The organism is Gardnerella sp. KA00127 (genome assembly GCF_049244125.1).
Taxonomy (GTDB): Bacteria; Actinomycetota; Actinomycetes; order Actinomycetales; family Bifidobacteriaceae; genus Bifidobacterium; species Bifidobacterium swidsinskii.
In genome coordinates, this window is sequence record NZ_CP058377.1 from 1,404,262 (window position 1) to 1,428,407 (window position 24,146).

Below are 24,146 nucleotides of genomic sequence, written 5' to 3' on the forward strand. Positions count from 1 at the left end.
AAAATTTATCTTACATTAAAGTGCATAAATAGAAGATTTTACAATTTCTCGATTGGTGCAACTCTAAGCATTAGTCGCTTTACTCCATCGGAGCCGAAATCGACTGTAATAATTGAGTTTCTGCCCTTATCTTGCGTTGCTAGCACAGTTCCTAAGCCGTAAGTATCGTGAGTAATTTTGTCGCCAACTTGGAAGTCTTGAATATTTAGATGATTGTCTTTATTCATAACTGCGGAAGTTGAACCAACTTTTGTTGCGTTTGTTGAAGCCGCAGTTTTTGCGGTAACTTTGCGCGTTTTTACTGCACTTGACTTAGACCAATTCGATTTAGAATAAGACGAGCCGTAAGAAGAACCGTAAGAAGAGCCATAAGACTTGCTATAAGACTTTCCGTAAGAAGATCCGTAAGAACTCGAGCCATACGATTTATTTCTTCCGTAAGAACTCGAGCCATACGATTTATTTCTTCCGTAAGACTTAGAGCCATGCGATTTTTCAGAACTGTAACTGCTTCCACCATAAGTTGTTTTTTCACTAAACGCATCGCTATAATCGTCATCCCAGCCGCCGAAGTCGCTATCAAAATCGCTATCGAAATCATCGCCGCGTCTAGACGAAGCACCCCAACGCTCAACATCAGACTCTCTGCGCTTCCAATCAATCAAATTATCTGGAATCTCATCCAAAAACTGGCTTGGAAGCATATCTTGAGCCTGCCCCCATTGCGCACGAACAGCAGCACGCGTAACATACAAACGCTGCTTAGCTCGCGTAATACCAACATAAGCAAGACGACGCTCCTCGCAAAGCTCGCCATCGTCTTCCAAAGCGCGAGAATGCGGAAAAGTTCCCTGCTCCATGCCAGTTAGGAACACAACCGGATACTCCAAACCCTTAGCCGTGTGAAGCGTCATCAACGTAACTTTACCAGTGTCCTCATTTTCATCCGGCAATTGATCCGAATCAGCCACAAGCGCCGTCGTTTCAAGGAAACCAGCAACACTAGCATCCGGCGTATTCTGCTCATACTCAGCTGCAACCGACTGCAATTGTGACAAATTATCCACGCGAGCGGCATCTTGAGGATCTTCAGAACGTTGCAAATCCTCCAGCAAACCACTGTCGTTCAGTATGCTGTCAATAACTTTAGAAGGTTTCGAGTCATCGTTTTGCATACAAGTAATTAAATTGTGCATAAGCTCGCGGAACTCTTTAAGCTTGGTTGCAGTGCGAGTTGGCATGCCTTCGATTGACTCCAAATGCTCCAAAGCTTGCCAGAAGCTAACTCCTTGTGTTTGAGCGTAAAGCGTCAGCAAAGCCTCCGCACGCGCTCCAAGCCCACGCTTAGGCACATTCAAAATTCGGCGCATATTCACATCGTCATCTGGGTTTGCCATAGATTGCAAGTATGCGAGCGCATCTTTTACTTCGCGACGCTCGTAAAACTTCGTGCCGCCAACAAGTTGATACGGAAGACCTGCTTTAACGAGCGCATCTTCCAGCGAACGAGACTGTGCATTAGCGCGATACATAATCGCCATATCCGAATAAGCAACGCCCTCTTCACCTGCTAATCGCGCTATTTCTTGCGCAACCCAAGCTGCTTCCTGTTGAGCACTGTCTGCTGCATAACCAGTAATTGGAGTGCCCTTACCTAATGCCGTCCACAATTTTTTAGGCTTTCGTCCTTGATTATGCGAAATAACTGCATTTGCAGCATCCAAAATAGTTTGCGTAGAGCGATAATTTTGCTCAAGCATAATAGTTGTAGCGTTTGGGAAATCTTTTTCAAAGTCTTGAATATTGCGAATATCTGCTCCGCGGAAAGCGTAAATCGACTGGTCGGAGTCGCCTACAACTGTGATTGATGCAGGAGTGTTATTTTGCTGAGATGGATTTGCACTATTTTGCTTTACATCCACTCCAGCAAGCTCGCGAATAAGCTCGTATTGAGCGTGATTCGTATCCTGATACTCGTCTACAAGAATATAGCGGAACTTACGTCGGTAATATTGCGCAGCTTCTGGTACTTCGCGCATGAGTTGCACAGTTCGCATAATTAAATCGTCAAAATCAACCGCATTTGCTTGAGATAAACGATGCTGATATTCCGCATAAATAGTTGCGTAGACAGCTTCAGAATTGCCAGCGTGCGCAATTTGTTGACCTGCAACACCAGGCTTGTAATCGTTAGCATACATGTCTAGTTGCTCACGCCAAGTGATTAAACTATTTTTGCAATCCGAAATCTTGCCCAAAATGCTGCGTGGCGTAAAACGCTTAATATCAACGTTAAGCTCTGTTGCAATAATTTTTACTAATCGCTCGCAATCGGAAGTATCGTAAATAGAAAAGCCTGATTTTAAGCCAATATACTGTCCTGATCTGCGAAGTATTTTCACACATGCAGAGTGGAACGTCGAAACCCACATAGTATTTGCTTCGCTACCAATAAGTTTGCTTAAACGTTCACGCATTTCGGCAGCTGCTTTGTTTGTAAAAGTGATGGCAAGAATTTGGCTTGGCCAGGCATCTTTTTGGCTTAATATCCAAGCTATTCTTCGCGTAAGAACTCGCGTTTTGCCGCTTCCAGCTCCTGCTCCAATAAGCAGTGCCGGTCCGTCGTATTGGACTGCTTGAGATTGTTGCGGATTTAAGCCGTCGAGTAGTTTTTGCGCGTCAACTGCAACTCTAGAATGTGCGGAATTTTGAGAATATTCTTGAGATTCTTGAGGAAGCAGTTCTTGTTGGGCAAGAGCTTCTTGTTGGGAAGGCACTGATTCTTGAGGAGGCACTGATTCTTGATCAGACGCATATTCTTGCTGCGTAAAATCAGGCTCTTTAGCATAAGCGTCAGCATACTCGTCGTAACTGTAGTTGGCATAATCATTCACATCCGCAACATTCTCGTAAAAACTATCGTCAGAATCGAACGAATCAACTGGATTCCCCAACAAATCACTTACATATCCGTAATCGCTATCTTTTGCACTCATATTTGCATTCATACTTGCGCCCATACTTACGCTCATACTTGTACTCCATTAATGCCGCCAATTACCTACGTTTTAGCTTCAGCAATAAAACGCCCCCACGTTTTAATTGCGCACGTATTTAATCAGGTTTACCACATGCTGCAGTCGTTTTTACTCGTATTGTGTCACGAACTTGGGTATGCTTGAGCGTACTGCAATGTAATTGTTCGTAAGAAGGGGCGCATCGTGCAAGAACTGGAAGAACGCATTCTCCAAGATGGTATCGTAAAACCAGGCAATGTATTAAAAGTAGACGCTTTTTTGAACCACCAGTGCGATGTGAATTTATTTGATCATATGGGAGCCGCTTGGGCTGAGCATTTCCGCGACGCAAATATTACTAAGATTCTTACGATTGAGGCTTCTGGTATTGGAATCGCATGTGTTGCAGCACGCCATTTTGGTGGAGTTCCTGTGGTTTTTGCAAAGAAAGCTCAGTCGATTAATCTCGATGGCGACCAATACGTATCTACGGTATTTTCTTTTACAAAGCAGCGCGAGTTTCCGGTGATTGTGTCACGTAAGTATTTAAGTGCGGAAGATCGCGTGCTTATTTTGGATGATTTTTTGGCGAACGGCAAAGCTTTGCAAGGATTAATCGACATTTGCAATCATGCTGGAGCTAGCGTTGCAGGCATTGGAATCGCTATCGAAAAGGGCTTCCAAGGTGGTGGAGATGCGCTTCGTGAAGCCGGATATGACTTGGATTCGCTGGCAATTGTTGATGCGATGGATCCTGTTGACGGCTCGATTTCGTTCCGTAAGTAGCGCTCCGACCTGCTTTCGCGCTTAGAGCGTAGCGCGCGAAAGTAACTCGGAGCGGAAACTCGCTAAAGTTGGAAGTCCAGTGGACTTCCAACTTTAGCGAGTTTCGTAGCGAGCTTATTCCTCACGGCTATTGGTAGCCGTTCGGCTGATTTGGCATGTGAAGCACACCGTGCTTCACAATTGAGCCAAATCACGCTTTGAAGGAGCTTGAAATCCCAATGATTTCAAGCTCGGTCAAAGCGCTGCGCGAGCGTCCTTCGCTCAGTGCGAAAAATCTCAAATCTCTACCACACTGGTATTCGTGCAACTAAAGTCACGAAATTAAGCTGCGGTTTGGTGTGTGATATGTATGCCCGGTGTGGTGTGTGCAGCAGCATTAATGATAGCGTTCGCTAATCAACAAGTAATCACTTTTCACAAAAACATAAACTCACTGAAGTAAGTCTAATTGTGAAGGAAACGAGAAAAATTTTTCGCAAATGGTAATTTTGTCGAAAAATACGATAAAGTAGTCCGGTTGGTATACTTCAACACGTATTGCAACAAACAATTGATTAGGTGGCTAAACATATGACTGAAGTGGTGATTGCAAGCGCTGTACGTACGCCTATTGGCAAATTCGGCGGCAGCTTATCTTCGCTTTCCTCAGTTGATTTAGGAACAATCGCAGCAAAAGCAGCAATAGAACGCGCTGGAATTAGCTCACACGACGTGGATCAAGCTATTTTTGGAAACGTATTACAAGCAGGCAGCGGACAAAACGTTGCTCGCCAAATTGCGTTAAAAGCAGGATTAGATACTTCTAGCTGCGCAATGACAATTAACGAAGTATGCGGATCCGGCTTAAAAGCAGTGCGCTTAGCACAATCCGCAATCGTTATGGGAGATGCGCAAGTTGTTGTTGCAGGCGGCACTGAAAGCATGAGCAACGTACCGTTTTACGCAACTAATTCGCGATTTAGCGGACATAAATACGGGAATTTTGCGCTTATTGACGGTTTGCAACGAGACGGTTTAAACGATGCTTTTACTGGCGACGCAATGGGCGTTACTGCAGAAAATGTTGCAGCAAAATTTGGTATCACTCGCGAAGCACAAGATATTTTTGCACTTAAATCTCACCAAAAAGCTGTTGCCGCTATTAAAAGAGGCGATTTTGCTTCTGAAATTGTGCCAGTAACGCTTGCAAACGGAACTGTTATAACTCGCGACGAGCATCCTCGCGAAGATACGTCTTTAGAGCAGTTGTCGAAATTGCGCACGCTTTTTAAAGCGTCGGAAGAAACTGCGGACGCAACTTGCGAAGTTGGCGAGAACGAAGTTTGCAAGCACGAATCGACTGTAACTGCAGGAAACGCAAGCGGAATTAACGACGGAGCTGCAGCTCTAGTGCTTATGAGCAAAGATTACGCGCAAGCGCACGGAATTGAATATCTTGCGCAAATTGTGGGATTCGCAGAAGGCGGAATCGACCCAGATTTAATGGGATACGCTCCAAAACATGTGATGGAACGCATGCTAAATGCGACCGGTAGCAACGTTGACAACATTGATTTATTCGAAATAAACGAAGCGTTTGCAGCGCAAAGCATTGCCGTTGCGGAGCAACTTCATATTGACGAGTCAAAACTAAACGTACGCGGTGGAGCAATTGCACTCGGACATCCGCTTGGCGCTAGCGGAGCGAGGATTTTGACGACGCTTATATACGCTTTGCGAGATAGCAATAAGTTAAATGGAGTTGCTGCGCTGTGCGTCGGCGGCGGAATCGGCGTTTCTATGCAAATTAGAATGCGAAACAATCAAGTCAGAATGTAAAACAATAAAGTCAGAATGCAAAACAACTAAGTCAGAATGCGAAGCGATCAGAAGCATTCGTAGTCTACAAATCATGAGGTGATTTCGATGACTGCTTTTCGCGAATTAAGCGTGGAAAATCGCATAAAAACCTTGCAAAATGAGGGCGCAATTAACGATGCTGATGCAACATTTTTGCTTAAACAGTTTGCGGAAAGTTCTGATACTACAATTCCTGCAGACGTTGCAAATCATATGATTGAGCATCAAATTGGAAAGTATACGCTGCCGGTTGGCGTTGTGCGTGGGCTGATTGTGAACGGCGAAATGCGGGACGTGCTGGTTGCAACCGAGGAGCCGTCCGTGATTGCAGCTGCGTGCAATGGGGCGCGAATTGCGGCGGAGACTGGCGCTGGATACGGAATTATTGCGCGTTCCCCACAATACGTGACTACAGCGCAAATAGCTTTTGAGGACGCAGACGGGAGCGTGGCGGCGCAATTGCGCAGAATCGTTGAAGATAAAGAAAAGGTTGCAGAACTGTTGCGCATTGCAAACGAGTCACACCCATCAATGAGTAAAAGGGGTGGCGGCGCGCGACAATGCCGCGCTTCAGCTTTGCACGGCTTCGCAAAGCTCGAGATTGACGTAGACACATGCGACGCAATGGGCGCCAACACAGTAAACACTATGGGCGAAGCCGTCAAAGCCCAGCTGGAGAGCTGGCTCGGCGTGCAGGCGCTAGTGGCAATACTCACAAACACCAGCCGCGTTGCCACCACAGCAGAAGTGCATATACCGGTTGAAGCACTAGCATCCAGGCGGCTGGAAGACTCTGAGCGAGAGAGCGAAGGAAAACGCCTTGCGCGCCGAATCGCGGCATTGAGCGCGCTTGCCGCCAGCGACCCTGCGCGCGCCGCCACGCACAACAAAGGAATCCTAAACGGAATCGCAGGAGCCGCGCTCGCGTCAGGAAATGATACGCGAGCGCTAGAATCGGCAGCACACGCGTGGGCGGCGCGCTCCGGTCGCTACCTACCACTGTCAAAGTGGAACACCGAAACTTCAAACGGAAAAACCATACTCCATGGCAGTATTGAAATTCCGCTACAGATCGGCATTGTTGGCGGCTCAATCTCATCGCTTCCAATGGCAAAACTCGCGATCAAAATCGGCAATTACAAAAACGCAAACGACTTTAGAAACACGCTTGCCGCGCTCGGTTTGGTACAAAATCTTGCGGCTCTTCGCGCACTAGCAGGCCCTGGAATTCAAGCAGGCCATATGGCATTACAGTCGTCAAACCTAGCAATTGCAGCAGGTGCCAAAGGTGCGGAAATCGCGGAAATCGCGCATGATATTTTGCAACTTAGCCCCGCAGAAAGAACTACAGAAAAAGTTACGCAATTACTTCAAAAGTTACGAGAATCAAGTAAAAATTAAGAAAAATTAAGAAAAATTTAGGAATTTTAGGACAAATGAACACACAAAATACCGAAACATCAGCAACCACAACCTCCGCAACCACTCCCCTTGCTGTCGGCATCGACCGCATCTCCTTCGCAACGCCGCACTATTACCTAAACCTCGAAGAACTGGCGGAACACCGTGGAATCGACCCTAACAAATTCACAATCGGAATCGGTCAAAGCGAACAATCTGTGCCACCAAATCATCAAGACATCGTCACTCTCGCCGCGCAAGCTGCGCTCCCACTGCTACCCCACATCGATAGCAATCGCCTCAAAATGCTAATCGTCGGCACAGAAAGCGGAGTCGACGCAAGTAAATCCAGCGCGCTATACGTTCAAAATCTGCTAAAACTCACGCCGTGGGTGCGCTCTATTGAAGTAAAAGAGGCTTGCTACGGCGGAACGGCAGCTTTGATGATGGCATGCGATTACGTGCGCGCGCACGCAGAAAAAAATCCGCAAGTGCTTGTTATTGCAGCCGATATTGCGCGCTACGGGCTTGCTACCCCTGGCGAAGTTACGCAAGGCGCTGGGGCTGTGGCAATGCTTGTGAGCGCGAATCCGCACGTGCTTAAAATTAACGACGACAGCGTTGTAAAATCCGCGGATATTCAGGACTTTTGGCGACCTGTTTACCAAGACACCGCTCTTGCTCGCGGCAAGTTTTCAACCGAGCAATACATACAATTTTTCTGCGAAGTTTGGCAAAAGTATTGCGCGCAAAACGATTGCAATTTCAGCGATTTCGCCGGATTGTGCTTCCATTTGCCATATACGAAAATGGGTTTGAAAGCACTTAAGGCTGCGATGGATTCTTGCGCAAATTCTTGCTCTGATTCTTGCGATAATAGCAACCTAAGCGAGTCGTCGCGCAATCGCTTACTTTCGCGCTACGAAACCAGCACGAAGTACAGCCGTCGTGTAGGCAACATCTATACGGGTTCCCTGTATTTGGGATTGCTGTCTTTACTTGAGTTAGACGAATTTACTTGCGAAAATAGTGATCTTACTGCACTTAAAAGCGGCGATAAGATTGGACTATTTTCTTATGGTTCCGGCGCTGTTGGTGAATTTTTCAGCGGCACGATTGCGCCAGGATTTAGAGATGCGCTGTTTGCGCGCGAGCATGCGGATATGCTTGATTCGCGCGTGCATTTAAGCGTTGCTGATTACGAGGAGATGTTTGAAAGCGTTGCGCCTTACGCTCCGGAAGATTTCGAAAGCAGCACGTCTTGCCGCGAAGGTGCAAGCTTCTTCCTGGACGACATCACATCACAAGAGCGTCACTACTCCGCGCGCTAAAATCGAGCGAGCGCACGTTTCGATCGGATTCTCGCGCGTATCCGACCTTTTCTTTACACCCACGTAAAGTTTCTGCCGCAATTTGCTAATTTCCCGAGCTCGCGTTGGAATACACTAGTCTGCCCTGCCTTCGTTTTTATTTACGAAGGCAGACCTCGCTTGCGTTGGAAGCACACTGTGCTTCCAACCCTGAGAAAGCTCGGCAGAATAAAAAAGCTTCAAGCGCGAAATGCAGCTTGAAGCTTATTACTCTGCGGATGAGGCGAGATTCGAACTCGCGGTAGGTTTCCCTACAACGGTTTTCAAGACCGTCTCCTTAGACCGCTCGGACACCCATCCATTTGCGCATGAAAGCAATCAAATTGCCGTTTTCAACGCACAAGTGGTAAGCATATCATCACGTATAGAACGCAACACACAACACCCAGATTCAAAAAGCTTATCAACTAAAAAATAAAGCCCAGGCAATTTCCCGGGCTTTGTAGCTAATTAAACGGTTTTTTGAAACAAACGCCGTGTTTGTGCACGAGTAAACTCACGCTTCCCACTTAGTAGGCTCAATGACTTCCTTGCCACCCATATAAGCTTGCATAGCCTTTGGAATATCAATCGAACCATCTTCATGCTGATGATTTTCCAAAATAGCCACAAGCCAGCGAGTAGTAGCCAAAGTGCCGTTAAGCGTACTAACTGGGCGAGTTCCGCCATCTTCCATACGTTCGCGCACATTCAATCGGCGAGCCTGATACTCAGTGCAGTTAGAAGTAGAAGTAAGCTCACGGTAACGTCCTTGCGTTGGAACCCAAGCTTCACAATCAAACTTACGAGCGGCAGAAGAACCAAGGTCACCTGCAGCAGTATCAATAATGCGGTAAGGCACTTCCACCTTAGCAAGCATTTCCTGCTCCATACCGAGCAACTTTTGATGCTCAGCGCGAGAATCTTCCTGCTTGCAATAAACGAACATCTCAACCTTATCGAACTGATGCACACGAATAATACCGGAAGTATCCTTTCCAGCAGCACCAGCCTCACGACGGTAGCAGCTCGACCAACCGCAATAACGCAAAGCACCATTGCTTAAGTCAAGAATCTCATCCTCGTGCATGCCAGCCAAAGCAACCTCGGAAGTACCGACCAAATACTGATCATCTGGTTCGCGCAAACGGTAAATCTCGTCCGCGTGAGAATTCAAGAAGCCAGTTCCGCGCATTACTTCTGGACGAACAAGCGTTGGCGTAATCGCAAGCGTAAAACCGTGCTCTTCGGCTTGATCAACAGCCATAGTAAGCATTGCGATTTGCAAGCGAGCCACAGCACCGCGCAAGAAGTAGAAGCGAGATCCTGCAACCTTCACGCCGCGACGCATATCAATTCCAGCAACGCCAGTTCCAAGAGTCAAATGATCCTTTGGCTCAAAACCTTCAGCTGCAAAATCGCGAGGCGTACCAACCTTCTTAACTACAACATAGTCGTCTTCTCCGCCTTCTGGAGCTTCATCTTCAACGATGTTAGAAAGCTTCCACATTGCTGTAGTGTAGTCGGCAGTAGCTTTTTCGGATTCAGCTTTGTATTCCGCAACTTTCGAAGCTAATTCTTTAGTTTCGGCAATAAGCGCAGCCTTTTCCTCTGCGCTAGCTGTTGCAACCTTCTTACCAATAGCTTTTTGCTCGGCGCGAGCTTCTTCAAAAGCCTTAAGAGCGGTTCGGCGCAAATCATCGCTGTGCAATACTTCATCGACGAGCTCAACGGATTCACCGCGCTTGCGCTGCGATTCCTTAACTACGTCGGCATGTTCACGAATAAATTGGATATCAAGCATGACTCCTAGCCTAGTGCCGCAAGACGACAGATAAGCGCACTATCGGCAACTTTATGCAAGGCGGCACGTACAATAAAGCAAATACGCAAAATATTGAGGGGGTAATATGGCAGCAATACATGCTACTACAGAAAATTTTGAGAAGATTGCTTCGACAAATGAAATAGTTGTTGTTGATTTTTGGGCAACATGGTGCGGTCCATGCAGATCTTTTGGTCCTATTTTTGAGAAGGTCAGCGAAAAATATCCCGAAATTCCTTTCGTAAAAGTTGATATTGACAAAAGCAACGAGATTGCTGCAGCTGCTCAAATCCAAGCTGTTCCAACAGTAATGGTTATTAAGCGCGGCGAAGTTATTTATAGACAAGCTGGAGCATTACTAGCTTCTGATTTGGAAGATTTGGTTGAACAAGCTAAATCTTACGAATCTGATGATTCTGAATCCTGATTTATAGACTATGCCATGAGATATAATACGTGAGGTTTTGCATATACGTTTTGCACATACATTTTAACGCATGTTTCTCATGTTTTATTAGTCTACGTTGCGGGCGTTTGCAAGTATCAATAGAGTAATTGCAGAAATAAGGAGGGTTATGGCCAGTCACCGTAAGCATACTGTTACGCTTGGTTCACTCAGTTTACGACAGTGGGCTAGAGTTAGTGCGGTTATTTTGGGCTTCGTTGCTTTGGTGATACTTGGTTTTACCTCGCGAGATTTTTACGCTTCGTCTAAAGGTCACGCTGTTCAGGTTACTTCTTATTCGGCAACCGATTCTTCGCAAGTTTCTCGTAGTGCTAGCCGTAGTATGTTACATAATGGTGCGACTTCATATATTAACGTTGTTATAAATGGTCATCATCGTACTATTTTGGGCACTAATTTCACTGATGTAAAATCCGTTCTTGATGCTGGAGATATCACTCTTGAGCCACACGATGTTGTTACTCCATCTCTTACAACTAAAGTCAGCGAATCAACTGTTATTACGATTAATCGCGCAGGCGCAAAATTAGAAAATTCCGACGACCCAATCGCGTTTAACGTCGTCAAAAAGAAAACTGCTGCACTTCCAAAAGGTACTGAGAAGGTGCAAAGTGAAGGCGCTAACGGCGTAATGGAAACAGCAAAAATAGTTACTCGAGCTAAGGGAAAAATAGTTTCCTCTAATATTTTTGCTTCTTATGTTAAAAAAGCTCCAAAAGATAAGGTTATTCTTGTTGGAACTGGCGGCTCTTCTGCCGGAATTGGCTTAGCTGCTTCTATCGGTACGACTGTTCCTGCTGGCGAGATGCAACAATGGGCTCACGACTGGCTTATCTCTAACGGTTATAGTGAAGCTGATTTTACTGCAACAGTATTTATTATTTCTCATGAGTCCGGTTGGCGCGTAAACGCAATGAATCCTTCTGGGGCCTACGGTTTACCTCAAGCTTTGCCAGGCGGAAAAATGGCTTCTGCTGGCGCTGATTGGGCAACTAACTATCAAACGCAGCTCCGCTGGTTCTGGAATTATTGCAATGGTCGTTATGGCTCCATTCAAGGCGCTTACAATCATTGGCTTTCCTACCACAGCTACTGATTAGAATCAGTCTAAATATCATTGTTTTGCGCAAAATAAATTTTTAAATAACTTTTGTTTTGCGTAAATTAAGTTTTGCAATTTTTGTTGTAATAGATAAGAGAATAGACTTAAGTCGATTGACTTTTGCCACCTATGCTTAAAAATACGCTTAAGAAAAACTATGTTTAAGAACAAAAAAGGATGTTTTATTTTGACGCACTCAACATGGCTGTCTAATAAAAGCCAAGATCTCAGTCATGCATTAACAGGCGAAGAAGCATACAATAACAATCGTCTTACACGTCCTGCTTTAATTTCTCTCGCTATTCTTACGTTTATTACATTTATCGGCAATTTCGCACAATTACAACTTACTGCAGCATTGCCAACAATAGTTCAAGAATTTGGTATAAGCGTCACAACTGGTCAGTGGCTTACTTCTATTTTCCAGCTGATTATGGCAATTATGGTTCCACTTACAGCATTTTTAACAAGACGCTTTTCTACTCGCCAAATTGTTATTACTTCCATGTCGCTTTTTACTTTTGGATCCGTACTTGCATGGCTTAGTAACGACTTTATGATGGCACTTGTTGGTCGAACTCTTGAAGCTATTGGCACTGGCGTAATGTGGCCTGTTTTACAAATTACCGTATTCTCCGTCTACCCTGTTACTCGCAGAGGTATGGCAATGGGAAGCGTTGGCATGGCTATGAGTATTGCTCCAGCAATCGGTCCTACTATTGGCGGTTTGCAAACTGATATTAATGGATGGCGTTCTATTTTCTGCTCTCTTACTATTATCGGAGCAATATCCGTCGTTTTGGCAGTATTTTTCTTGCATAATTTTGGAGAACACGATCTTAACGCGCATGCTGATTTCTTCTCGGTTGGCCTTTCGGTTATTGGCTTCGGCGGGCTCATGTTTGGATTCACTAATATTGAAGGATGCGGAATTTCACACCCATTATCTTGGGCTCCTATGATTATTGGCGCTTGTGGAATTGCTTGGTTTGTTACAAGGCAGTTGCGAGCGCAAAAACGCGGTCACACTCCTCTTCTTGGTCTTAATGTGCTTAAAAACCGCTACTTTATGGTAGGTACTATTTGCGCTTGCCTTACATTTTTTGCTTTCAGCTCAATTATGGTACTTATTCCGCTTTATATTCAGTCTGATCGTGGTTTTTCAGCAACTATGAGCGGCTTAATTCTGCTTCCTGGAGCGTTCGGCATGGCTATTTCGCAGTATTTTGGTGGTCGTATGCTAGATCGCTTTGGAGTGCGCCCAGTTGCTATGGCAGGCTCTATTATTCTGTTTTTTGGCACTGTAATGATGAGTCTTATTGACATGGATACGTGGATTTGGTGGATTTCCATTTGGCAGTTTACTCGCCAAATTGGCATGGGATTCTTGCTTATGCCAATAACTACGTGGTCGCTTAATTGTTTGCGTAAGGAAGAACTTGGCGATGGTTCGGCTGTAACTAATACTATGCGTCAGCTTTGGGGAGCTATTGGAGCACCTGTTTTAGTAGTTACAATGACAGTATTGACAACTCTTCACCATTCTGGCACAGGTCACGCTGCCGATGTTGCTGCTAGTATTTTCGGAGTTCAATGGACTTTGCGCATTAGTGCTATTATTACAGGAATTATGGCTCTTATCGTTATTTTTGGAGTCAAGGGCGAAGGCACGGGTTCTGCTCACAATCTTGCGCGTAGAGCTATTGATCGCATGCGCGTGTTGCATATTCCTCATTCAGCAGAGCATCACGACGTAATGCACGATCACACTCATAATCATTACTAAACGCTTACTAAACGCTTACTAAACGCTTACTAAACGCTTACTAAGTCGCTTTACGAATACCAAACTGAGAAATCCTTACTTTGGTAATTTTTGTGCAGAACAGTTATGCAATACGCTTTCCATACTCTGCTTTTCTTCGCGAGTTACAGTTAAACCATATTTATACTTAACAGCTATTTGCCTAGCAACATATTCGCACCTGAAGGTTTTGTTTGAAGGAAGCCAGTAAGCTGCGGACGCGGAACCTTTTTCTTGATTAGCAGCTCCTTCAACCGCGAGTAGGTTCATCATATCGTTGCCAAATTTTAATCGTTTTGCACGATTCCATTTCCACGCTCCAGATTCCCACGCATTTTGTAATGCAACAACATGATCTATTTGAACTAATGCACTGGTTTTTCGCCCACGCACGAAGTGAATATCTTTGCCAGTATACGGATCATGCAACAAGCCGAAACGCACTTGGCAGGATCCTGCGTACTTATATTTCACATTTTGTAAATCACGCGCTAAAACGTCTTCCCTAACGTCACATCCGTTACTGTCATCGTCAGTAGTACGATATCCAAATACTTGACGCTCGTACCCGTAACGATAAGGCTTAGATATACGCAATTTTTCCAATGCTTGCGCAGCTTCTCCGCTTGCTTCATATTCTCCTGTAATTTTCCCAACGCTACTGTTTATTTTAGGAAGCAACAAGCCAATAACAATCCCACATAAAACAGCAAACAGCAGCATCCAGAACAGCGCAAGAAACTGCCTCTTGTTACAACGATTACGCATGCTCAGTCCCCCAACTCAACTTATGCATATTCAATATTTTTTAAATTAAAGTTAGTTACTGCTCTTAACTCTCATAACAGACGGTATTCTTTGTAAAACAACATCTACAACTTGCTGAATCATAATTACCAGCAAAACCATTGCCATAACAGCATAAACCGTACTCCATGCTGGAATATTAGCTGGCACCGGATGAATGGTGTGAGAAACTACTAGTGCGGCTACAGAAATGCTAATTAACGATATAGCAAGAACAAGTGCCGACATGCCTCCACTTTTACGAGCCAGACGCATTCTTTGTTGAGAAACTTTATGCATTGAAGTAACCATTCGATTAACGCAATGCTCACCTTGCCTAAATGCAAGTACTTCATCGATACCAAGCTCAATATCACTTACTTCATTCTCAACTTCATGCTGTTCAATGCGCACTTTATTTGCAATATGCTTGAAGCGTATAAGTAAGTATCGAGGAACAATAAACATAATAAACACGCACGAAACAATAGCTACATAAGACAAATTCGCATCGAAATAGTACAAAACAACCATAAGAGGTACAACTGCAAATATCATTCCAACATTCATGCTGATATGAGCTTTATGCCAATGTTCGTGATGCATATCTACACCTGCAAATGTTGTAACAAGAGTTAATGCACGAACTGCCATACAAGCAACAGCAACAAGCACGCACTGTTGCATTACAAAACCAAATATTGGACGTCCTGCAACAGCAAACATTGCTGAAACAATAGCAACAGGAATACATACTGCAGAAACAAGATTGAGAGCAGTACTAAACATTGATATAAAAGCAAAAATAGCACGTTTGAACTTTGAGATTGTTCTCACTTCATAAGTGTAAGCAATACTTGCAATAGAAGAAATATGCTTGTTTTTATTAGAATCTTGCTGAGCTTGCTCAACATTATGCGAGTTTTGCGAGTTTTGAGATTCGTTTAATTGATTTAGTTGCGTAATATTTTTAGAACTATCATTAGCAACATGACGATACGATTCTACAGTTGCTATTTCGTCCGTTGAGCTAATGCCATCATCATTTGGCATTAATACTATTACATTTGCATAACGCGCTATGCGACGCAATATTTTAACAATTTCTTCAGCCTCATGATTGCTAATATCACATTGGGAATAATCAAAAACGTACACTTTAGTGTGTCTTAAAATTGCTCTAGCAAGAATAACGCGACGCTTTAAATCTTCAGAATTATAGGATGCTTCAGGATTATTAAAAAGTCTATCTATTGGCATATCTAGACCGTCGTAATCGGCATAAACAACACCATCTATTCGCACAGCTCGCAATGCATCCCACATCGCAGTAGTCGTAGCTGTTGGAGCAGCCAAAAGTAAGTTTTCTCGCAATGTTGTGGAAAATAGATGACTTCGCTCGCTAACTATAGTAACAATATCTGCTAAAGCTGCAGAACTTGCATCGTTCAACGACAAGTAAGATGCACTATCGTTTGCGTCAAATACTTCAGAAACTACAAATGGAGAAACGTCGTCTTCATGAATATCATAACGGTCGCTATAAGAAAGCAATATGTCAGCAGATTTATTAAAACCTGTTCCAGAAAGTATTTTCTCACGCATAACATGATGATATTTACTTGGAATAACTTGCAATTCACCAGATTTTGCAATTATCGATAAACGCTGAGCTTCATTAGTATTCGCATTATTTCCCGAAATATTGCATCGCATACGCAAAGCAATATTGGTTGAGCCATCAGGCAAAGATAATGTTGAACCATCGTCACTAAATGCTATTGGAGCAGGAGAATCAGTAACCATTTGCAACAATGCTTCAACATGATTCAAACCATGAACAGCATGTTTAACTACATGCATATTCTTACCAACAATTCTCAGTGGCTGGACGCTTAACATTAACAAAGGCATTGTTAACAGAGCTGCAGCAAGACCTACACCTTTAACGGAAGATAACCAAACAGTTGCAACAATTGCGAGTCCAGCAATAACATAGGCAAATAATGCACTTACACAACGCCACGATACTGGGCTTAGTGCCAACGAGAATATAAGAGAAGCAACATTAAACAATGCAGCTAATGCGCAAATCCCAGCTATAGCAGGGTTAACTGTAAATAGTGCTGCAGAAACGACTACAGGAACAGGAATAGATGCAATAATTTGTGGAACTAAAGAAGCAACAAAACTTTGTATTGCAAAAATATCTTCATTTACGCGCAAAGAAGTAATGTCATGAGAATCTTCAATATCTACAGAGCGTAGAGATAACATTGCGCGCAACATTTTAGGGCGCAAACGCATAGCTATTCGCGACTCAATTTCTGCACAAACAGTACACGACCAGTAAAAAACTGCATATTTCAGCAAAATAATAGCAGTTAAAACAATAATGTAAGACGTAAATTCAACAGAACTCATTAAAGAAGTTCCAGTAGAACGAACAGGTCTTAATACTGGAGACAACATCCCAACGCAAACGTAGACAAAAGCTATGTTTACAAGATAAGAAATCGCAAGACACGCCGACCTTAAAACAACTAGATGCTTAATTCCTGGCACGAACGCAAAGCAGCGATTTATCATCTCCTGATCCTTTTCTTTATTCCATATTTATTCAAAAACCACACACTCCCAACAGATGTTAAGATTACGCTTCACACACACCATCAACACGCCGACAGCCGCGTAATTATGCTGATTTTAAGCCATTTTGCCAGATATTAGCATTAAGAAAATAAAGTTGTTTCACAACTGTTTCACGCAATATTTAAATAATCAAAAAAATAATTAAAAATACCATTTTTAATTCTATTCTCAATAATTTTTTAATACAATTTTTCACGATCGCAAAATTATCTCAATACTGCACCAATAGAAGAACGCAATTTTAAGCTAGCAGGTATTTGTCCAACTCCATGAGACATATCTGGGAATGCTGGTTCAGGCCCATGATTCATTAATCTCAAAGCTTCACGCACTGCCAACGACCCTAATTGCTGCATATCGAGACTCACAGTTGTAAGAGGTGGGAAAAAATCACTTATTGCCGGAATATCGCCGAAACCAACAACACTAATATCACTCGGAATTTTCAAACCGTGCTCATACAAGGAACGCACAACTCCTACTGCCTGCTCATCGCTTGAAGCAACAATAACAGTCGGCAATGCAATGCCATCTATACCAAATTTCTCAATCATATGATTCATTCGCGCGTAACTTTCAGAAGACTTCCACGAAGTACATTGCACAATATGCGAATGAATACCTTGAGCAGTTGAAAGTGAACGCCATGCAATGAGTCGCGTTGCAGCACCTCTCCATTGTGAAGGACCTGCTATATAAATGGCATTTCGATGTCCATAATGCGCAATAAGTGACACAATATCGTTCATTGCGCGAGATTGATTAATCCCAATCATTGAATACTCAACGTTGCTATGAGAACGCAACATATTCATGCCTTCATGCGCGCTTATTGCACCATGAGTAGCAGTAACACATACGCACGGCTTAAGAATACGCGTACGACACAGTGACGTAAATATTGCGTCTGTTGGAGCGTCAATTATTAATCCGTCGACATTTTGCTCTTCAAAACTCTCGCATAAATCTTGAATATCACTTTGTTCACATAACGTTTCGTTGACCATGCTAATAGAAAGAAAAAGACCACGAGATTTTGCTTGCGCTTCTATAGGAGCAATAATGTTTCGAGATGTTCTATTTTCTGCACCAACGATAAGCCCTAAAGTACGCGACCTCTTAGTCGCTAATGCGCGCGCTGAATTACTTGGATAATACCCAAGTTGCTCAATAACTCGCAGAACTTTAATTCGCGTGTTAGCAGAAACATCAGGAGAATTATTAATAACGCGAGAAACAGTTTGATGACTTACGCCAGCAGCATGCGCAACATCGATCATTGACACGCGTTTTGCTTCATTTTCTGCCATATATACCCCTCGCTTATAAATGCCAAGACAATCTATGCAAATCGCTAGGTCCTACTTTTTTAATGGCATTGCGATGAGCTAAAGAGCCGTAACCCTTATTACTTGCCCAATCGTAGGCTGCATATTTCGGATTTTTAGCAAGAGATACCATAAGATTATCCCTAGTAACTTTTGCCAAAACTGCAGCTGCAGCTACGCTCGCACACTGTCTGTCTGCTTTTACTAAAGTATGGACTTTTACAGGCTCAGGAATGTAAGGAGCGTCAAAAGTATTTGCGACTTTGTCAATATAATCGCAAGGTCCATCCAATATTGCTGCAATACGAAAGTTTGAATTCTCACGCGTATTCTCACGCGTATTCGCATTTACGCTAAAACTTAGCTTTTTAATATCTTCCTCAACTTTAGAAATTGCTTTTAATGCAGCAACACCAAGAGCATAGCTAATACCCCACTCATCAATTTCTGTGTTAGTGCAAGACCCGACTGCCCAAGTTGTACACCATTTTTGCAACGGTTCATAAAGCTCTTCTCGACGCTTTTCACTCAGCAATTTAGAATCAGCTAAGCCTTCAGGCATATAGTTTTCTTTTACTTGTTTAATTCCAATAACTGCAGCTCCTACCATCACAGGACCTGCAAGAGAGCCTCTTCCTACTTCATCAAGACCAATAACCCAATCATAGCCTTCGCAAAGCAGATCTTGCTCATATTTAAATGATGGAACAAGCGGTATATTGGATGATTTATTTGACATAATTAAAATTAGTTTGTATAAGTTTTGCTAATACAATTGCTCTAATACGATTGTGTTAATAACATTGCGTTAACAACATTGCGTTAACAACATTGCGTTAATACTTTTATTTTGCAGGACGATCAGGCACATCTTTAAAATCATCATGGTGTTCGTCTAAAAGACCAATTCGATCAAGCGGCCACGATCTAAACACAGCAACGCCCTCGATTTTGGAAATCGGAACTAAGCCATCATCGCCATCATTGCGATGATATCGTGAATCCGCAGAATTAGAACGATTATCGCCCAAAACAAACACGTGACCAGCTTTAACTTTTACTTTAAACGGAAAAGCACTCGGGTCAACACCAGGACGAATATAGGAAGATTCTCGTATTGGAACACCGTTTACAACAATAGGCTGCCCAGCGCCTTTACACTCAACAGTATCCCCAGGCAAACCAATAAGACGCTTAATTAAATCCTTGCCAACAACACCGGAAGAATTTTCACCACTCAACCAATGTGCAGGATCCTCAAAAACAACAATATCTCCACGCTTTAATGGGAATAAGCGCGGAGTTAGCTTAGTCGTAATAACATAATCGCCAATATGAATAGTATCTAGCATAGAGCCAGAAGGAATTGTGTAAGCTCCAAATAGGAACACACGAATAAGTATCACTACTAATACTGGAATACCGAACCATGTTATAGCATCGCGCAAAGTTAGGCGGTCATTTTTAGCACGCTTAGAATGTGCAAAATGCTTACCTTTTCTATTTTTGCGCTTAAACATGCGAGAGCCGGAAGGTAAATCTCCTTCCGGCTCTGGCGGAACCGGTGAAGGATCTATACCATGACCCGCTACTGAAACGATATGAGTATCGCTAATTTGCGTGTCATCAGTCATAACAAATACCCTTCACATAAGTTCTAATTTTACTTAGCAGAGTTATCGCGACGCTCAGCAATACGAGCAGCCTTACCACGCAAAGCGCGCAAGTAGTACAGCTTAGCGCGACGAACGCGACCGCTACGAACCAGCTTAATCGAATCGATAGCTGGAGAATGAAGTGGGAAACGACGCTCAACACCAGTGCCGAAGCTCACCTTACGAACAACGAAAGTTTCACGCACGCCAGCACCCTTACGAGCAATCACAACGCCGGTGAAAGTCTGAATACGAGTGTTGTTGCCTTCCTGAATCTTAACGTTGACGTCAACGGTATCGCCAGGACGGAAAGCTGGAATTTCTTCAGCAGCCTTAAGATGCTTAGCATCAAATGCTTCTACAGCATTTACCATAATATTCCTCCATCGCCGCCGCATATCGACGCATAGTAAGCGTTAGCAACAAATGTGCTACGCAAATCTTTCCCCAAAAAGTTCGCTTTTTAGGGGGCTTCCGATCCGCGCAATCTTAAATAAGAAGCGACTAGACCTAAAAGATAAAAGAACTATGCGGCATCCCTTTATCGAAAGCATACAAGTACCAAATTTATGCTCAATAATGGACATTATTGAGCATAATTCCGCACTATTCCGCACTATTTCAGCGCACAACTCCATCGAGAGGAGCAGTTTCAACTGTACGAGTCAACTCGTCATCATCAGCGTCATAATCAAACAACTCGCCGTAACGACCCCAGCTAATTGCAATATCAAACTGTTGACGCGCCAAAGCATCCGTGTGCTTACTGCGCAACAAATCCAAAATCAGCTCGCCACGAAGCTTTCCGTTACGATTCCTACTCAAAGCTTGATCAATTGCGTGCACAAGAGACGCATGTTCAATCGCAAGACGAGCAAAAACTTGCTTACTGTGCAAAATATCGGCATTATGCCACTCTTCACCCTCAGAAGTGATAGTAATATGACCATTTTCTGCAGTAAGCAAATTAAGCATCGTGCCAGCATCAACAAGTGGGAACAAATCATCAATCTCAAACGACAAATCAGCTGCCAAATCAGCCAAATCAATACCATCTGGGCTTTCAGAAATCACGTCAAGCAAACCAGCCATACCACCTGGTGTAGCGTTTGGAAGCAAACGAACAGCCACAGGCTCTGCCTTTGTCTCACCTGCTTCAGCTTCATCCTCACTTTGCTTATCTTCATCTTCATCGTCATGGTGGCGCTGAATAAGCATATCTGCAATTGCTGCAGCTTCGTTATCTTCAGCATCTTCATTAGTTGCATTATTTGCTTGATCTTGAGAATCAGCATCTTCGGAAGCGTCTTGCTCTGCAGTGCTTTCTGGAGCAGAACCAGTCAAAATAGCATACAAATTATCAACCATCGCTTCAAATTCAGCACTGTGCTTATCTCGAGGACGAGGCAAATCAACATTCACATCAGCAATTAAGTGACCTGGATGAGATCCAAGAACCACAACGCGATCAGCCATTTGCACAGCTTCTTCAATATTGTGCGTCACAATAAGCACAGACTTAATATCTCGCTCCTCGCTAGACCACAACTTAAGAACTTCCTGACGCAAGTTTTCAGCAGTAAGCACATCGAGAGCAGAGAACGGCTCGTCCATAAACAATGCATCTGGTCTCAGCACCAACGCGCGCGCAATACCAACTCGCTGACGCATACCGCCGGAAAGTTCCTTAGGATACGCTGTTTCAAAGCCATCCAAACCGATTGCATCAATTGCAGCTAAAGCAAGCTCAGTACGCTTTTCTTTACTAACACCTCTAGCACGCAAGCCAAGTTCCACATTGTCTTGTACTGTAAGCCACGGCATAAGAGCGAAGGTTTGAAATACGATTGCAACTCCTGGGTTTGGGCCTGTCAGCTCGCGTCCGCGATATGTTACTGTGCCTTCTGTTGGCTGCACAAGACCAGCCATTGTGCGTAGAAAAGTTGATTTTCCAGCACCAGAACGTCCCAATATTGCCACGATTTCACCCTCGCGAAGAGTGAAAGAAATATCGTGCAAAACGTGCTGAGTAGTGCCACTGTCAGAAGTGAAGCTTTGACTGATGTGCTTTGCGTCGATAATATCGCTTGTAATTGAGGATTGCACTTTTTTTGCATTGCTCTTTAAAGTATTCATAATTTTGCCAATCTTTTCCATAAAATTTTGTTATTTTAAGCGATTTATTAGTAAATTTATTAGTCGATTTGTTAGTCGATCTAATTCAATACGTAACGTTTTTCGGAAATACGTTGCATTGGCGACCAGAATAATCGGTTGCTTAAAACAACAATCAAGCTCATAACAGTTACGCCAACTAAAGTGCGCGCAGAATCTCCTAAAGTAGTTGCATTAGTAATATATGCACCCAAACCCTGAGTTTCCATGTGGTTCTTTCCATATTCCACAATCTCAGACACAATCGAAGCATTCCAAGCACCGCCTGCAGCTGTAATACCGCCAGTGCACCATGAACCGAAAATAGACGGCAAAATAAGCGTCTTCCATCGCAAAGTACGATCCAAGCGGAAGCTGCGCGTCATTTCACGCAAATCATCCGGAATAGCACTAGCACCTGCAATAACATTGAACAGAATGTACCATTGCGTACCAAGAGCCATCAAAATAATACTTCCCCAACCAAGATCAATATGCCAAGACATAAACCAAGCCATAGCAAACGGGAAGATGAAGTTTGCTGGGAAGCTAGCAAGAATTTGCACTATAGGCTGCATAATACGCGAAATCTTAGGATTCATGCCGATTACAACACCAACAGGAACCCAAATAAGCGAGCTTATTAAAATCAACGCAGCAACGCGCATAAAAGTGATGCCACCAAGCATGCCTGCAGTAATGAACTCATGCAAACCTGCAGTTGTATACACAAAGTAAAGCATATGGGCGGCGCCAGCAGCCACAATAATTAGCATAATAACGTTGAATACCCAATCACCAAGCTTATGCTGAGCAGCCTTATGAGGCCACTTGGAGCCTGTGCGACCGAATGGGCGCGTTACTTTTTCAAGCCACTCGCGAATTGGCAAAAACAGCTTACTAATAACTTCATCTGCATGAGAGTGACGAATAAGAGTCAAAATAGCACTGTGACGCTCATTATCAGATGCGCTTTGCGTAATGCGGAAACGCTCAGCCCAAGCTGTAAGCGGTTTCCACAAGAAGAAGTCAAGTGCCAAAACAACAATCACCATCGACACAATAGCCCACCAAATAAGACCAAGCTTATTTTCGGCAGCAGCTTGTGCCACAAAACTACCGATGCCAGGAAGAGCGTAAGTGTGATTATTTACGGAAATCATTTCCGAAGCTGTAAGGAAGAACCATCCGCCTCCAACAGACATCATGCAATTCCAAAGCAGCGGAATCATTGCGTTAGGCATGTCTAGCACCCAGAAACGTTGCCAATGCGTGAGTTGCAAACTACGAACTGCCTCATCCAGTTCCTTTGGCTCGCTGAGCAGCGAACGGTGGAACGAAAAAGTCATATTCCATGCTTGACTCGTAAAAATAGCAAAAATCGAAGCGGCTTCAACACCAAGCATTGATCCAGGAAAAATTACCAACCAAATAGTGACAGTTGCCGAAAGGAAGCCAAGAATTGGAACTGATTGCAAAATATCTAGAAGAGGAATAAGCACCTTGCCAAGCCTACGACTGCGAGCTGCAAGAGAGCCATAAACAATAGTAAATATAAGAGATGCAACTAATGCGATCAGCATGCGAAATACTGAGCGCAAAGTGTAGTAAGGCAGATTGATTAAGTCCGTGGATACCTTAGATGGTATGCCACTTGGACCAATCGGCTGATTTATGCGCTGAATAAGGAAGGCAGTTACGCCAAAAACGGCAATAATGCCAACGCACACAATAATATCCGACCAGAAACGAGTGTTCTCGTCGACTTGCACACCTGCGCTTTCTTTGCGCGAAGTTGTAAATACGGTCATAATAAAGTCCTCGAATAGGCAATAAGTGGGTTCACCTTCGTGTATTTTTTATTTCTATTCATTTATTACGCAGATATCTATTGAGATTTCTATGCGGATTTCTATTTAGATTTTCGTAAATTCTTGCGTAAAGATCTGCGTAACTTTTCTTGTGTAAATTCTTGCGTAGCC

Annotated in this window: 17 protein-coding genes and 1 tRNA gene; 7 read left to right on the forward strand and 11 right to left on the reverse strand. The window is 43.6% G+C overall.

Features of this window, described 5'->3' with window-relative positions; all coding sequences use genetic code 11:
• Window positions 1–38: 38 nt before the first annotated feature.
• Complete coding sequence (locus HXT48_RS05670) at window positions 39–3,032, reverse strand: ATP-dependent helicase (protein WP_421793031.1); 2,994 nt, start codon at window positions 3,030–3,032, stop codon at window positions 39–41.
• A gap of 189 nt (window positions 3,033–3,221) precedes the next feature.
• On the opposite strand from HXT48_RS05670, the gene HXT48_RS05675 reads away from it, so the two are divergent.
• The 4 genes from HXT48_RS05675 (at window position 3,222) to HXT48_RS05690 (ending at window position 8,374) form a co-directional block, all read left to right on the forward strand.
• Window positions 3,222–3,803 (forward strand): xanthine phosphoribosyltransferase, encoded by a 582-nt coding sequence (locus HXT48_RS05675; RefSeq protein ID WP_004110321.1) that lies wholly within the window; start codon window positions 3,222–3,224, stop codon window positions 3,801–3,803.
• Between the two features lie 570 nt (window positions 3,804–4,373).
• Window positions 4,374–5,621 carry an acetyl-CoA C-acyltransferase gene (locus HXT48_RS05680; RefSeq protein ID WP_410310977.1) on the forward strand — a complete coding sequence of 416 codons (1,248 nt, stop codon included), beginning with the start codon at window positions 4,374–4,376 and terminating at the stop codon, window positions 5,619–5,621.
• An 87-nt stretch (window positions 5,622–5,708) separates the two neighbouring features.
• A complete protein-coding gene (locus tag HXT48_RS05685) occupies window positions 5,709–7,043 on the forward strand; it encodes a hydroxymethylglutaryl-CoA reductase, degradative (protein WP_421793032.1) in 1,335 nt (444 codons plus the stop codon).
• Window positions 7,044–7,078: 35 nt separating this feature from the next.
• Window positions 7,079–8,374: a hydroxymethylglutaryl-CoA synthase gene (locus HXT48_RS05690; protein WP_415690100.1), complete on the forward strand. Its 1,296-nt coding sequence runs from the start codon at window positions 7,079–7,081 to the stop codon at window positions 8,372–8,374.
• Between the two features lie 254 nt (window positions 8,375–8,628).
• Here the strand turns inward: HXT48_RS05690 and HXT48_RS05695 are convergent.
• Window positions 8,629–8,713: transfer RNA gene (locus HXT48_RS05695), tRNA-Ser, on the reverse strand.
• 196 nt (window positions 8,714–8,909) lie between these two features.
• A complete protein-coding gene (serS, locus tag HXT48_RS05700; protein WP_116431903.1) occupies window positions 8,910–10,196 on the reverse strand; it encodes a serine--tRNA ligase in 1,287 nt (428 codons plus the stop codon).
• 106 nt (window positions 10,197–10,302) lie between these two features.
• On the opposite strand from serS, the gene trxA reads away from it, so the two are divergent.
• From trxA to HXT48_RS05715, 3 genes are all read left to right on the forward strand, one after another.
• A complete protein-coding gene (gene trxA / locus HXT48_RS05705) occupies window positions 10,303–10,644 on the forward strand; it encodes a thioredoxin (RefSeq protein ID WP_012913881.1) in 342 nt (113 codons plus the stop codon).
• A 148-nt stretch (window positions 10,645–10,792) separates the two neighbouring features.
• Window positions 10,793–11,779 carry a G5 domain-containing protein gene (locus tag HXT48_RS05710; protein WP_421793033.1) on the forward strand — a complete coding sequence of 329 codons (987 nt, stop codon included), beginning with the start codon at window positions 10,793–10,795 and terminating at the stop codon, window positions 11,777–11,779.
• Window positions 11,780–11,942: 163 nt separating this feature from the next.
• Entirely contained in the window at window positions 11,943–13,571 is a 1,629-nt protein-coding gene (locus HXT48_RS05715) for an MDR family MFS transporter (RefSeq protein ID WP_012913879.1), read from the forward strand.
• A gap of 75 nt (window positions 13,572–13,646) precedes the next feature.
• On the opposite strand, the gene HXT48_RS05720 is transcribed toward HXT48_RS05715, so the two are convergent.
• The 8 genes from HXT48_RS05720 to HXT48_RS05755 all read right to left on the reverse strand — a co-directional run bounded on the left by HXT48_RS05720 (window position 13,647) and on the right by HXT48_RS05755 (window position 23,975).
• On the reverse strand, window positions 13,647–14,357 hold the full coding sequence (locus tag HXT48_RS05720) for an HNH endonuclease family protein (RefSeq protein WP_012913878.1): 711 nt from the start codon (window positions 14,355–14,357) through the stop codon (window positions 13,647–13,649).
• Between the two features lie 51 nt (window positions 14,358–14,408).
• Window positions 14,409–16,964: a hypothetical protein gene (locus tag HXT48_RS05725; protein WP_012913877.1), complete on the reverse strand. Its 2,556-nt coding sequence runs from the start codon at window positions 16,962–16,964 to the stop codon at window positions 14,409–14,411.
• A gap of 269 nt (window positions 16,965–17,233) precedes the next feature.
• Complete coding sequence (locus HXT48_RS05730; RefSeq protein ID WP_012913876.1) at window positions 17,234–18,337, reverse strand: LacI family DNA-binding transcriptional regulator; 1,104 nt, start codon at window positions 18,335–18,337, stop codon at window positions 17,234–17,236.
• Window positions 18,338–18,350: 13 nt separating this feature from the next.
• The gene (locus HXT48_RS05735) at window positions 18,351–19,094 is read right to left on the reverse strand and encodes a ribonuclease HII (RefSeq protein WP_004110301.1); all 744 of its coding nucleotides are present in this window, start codon (window positions 19,092–19,094) and stop codon (window positions 18,351–18,353) included.
• Between the two features lie 106 nt (window positions 19,095–19,200).
• Entirely contained in the window at window positions 19,201–19,989 is a 789-nt protein-coding gene (gene lepB, locus HXT48_RS05740; protein ID WP_004110299.1) for a signal peptidase I, read from the reverse strand.
• A gap of 29 nt (window positions 19,990–20,018) precedes the next feature.
• Entirely contained in the window at window positions 20,019–20,384 is a 366-nt protein-coding gene (rplS, locus tag HXT48_RS05745) for a 50S ribosomal protein L19 (protein WP_004105329.1), read from the reverse strand.
• A 247-nt stretch (window positions 20,385–20,631) separates the two neighbouring features.
• The gene (locus HXT48_RS05750) at window positions 20,632–22,146 is read right to left on the reverse strand and encodes a nitrate/sulfonate/bicarbonate ABC transporter ATP-binding protein (RefSeq protein WP_041160550.1); all 1,515 of its coding nucleotides are present in this window, start codon (window positions 22,144–22,146) and stop codon (window positions 20,632–20,634) included.
• An 80-nt stretch (window positions 22,147–22,226) separates the two neighbouring features.
• A complete protein-coding gene (locus tag HXT48_RS05755; protein ID WP_004110296.1) occupies window positions 22,227–23,975 on the reverse strand; it encodes an ABC transporter permease in 1,749 nt (582 codons plus the stop codon).
• Between the last annotated feature and the right edge of the window lie 171 nt (window positions 23,976–24,146).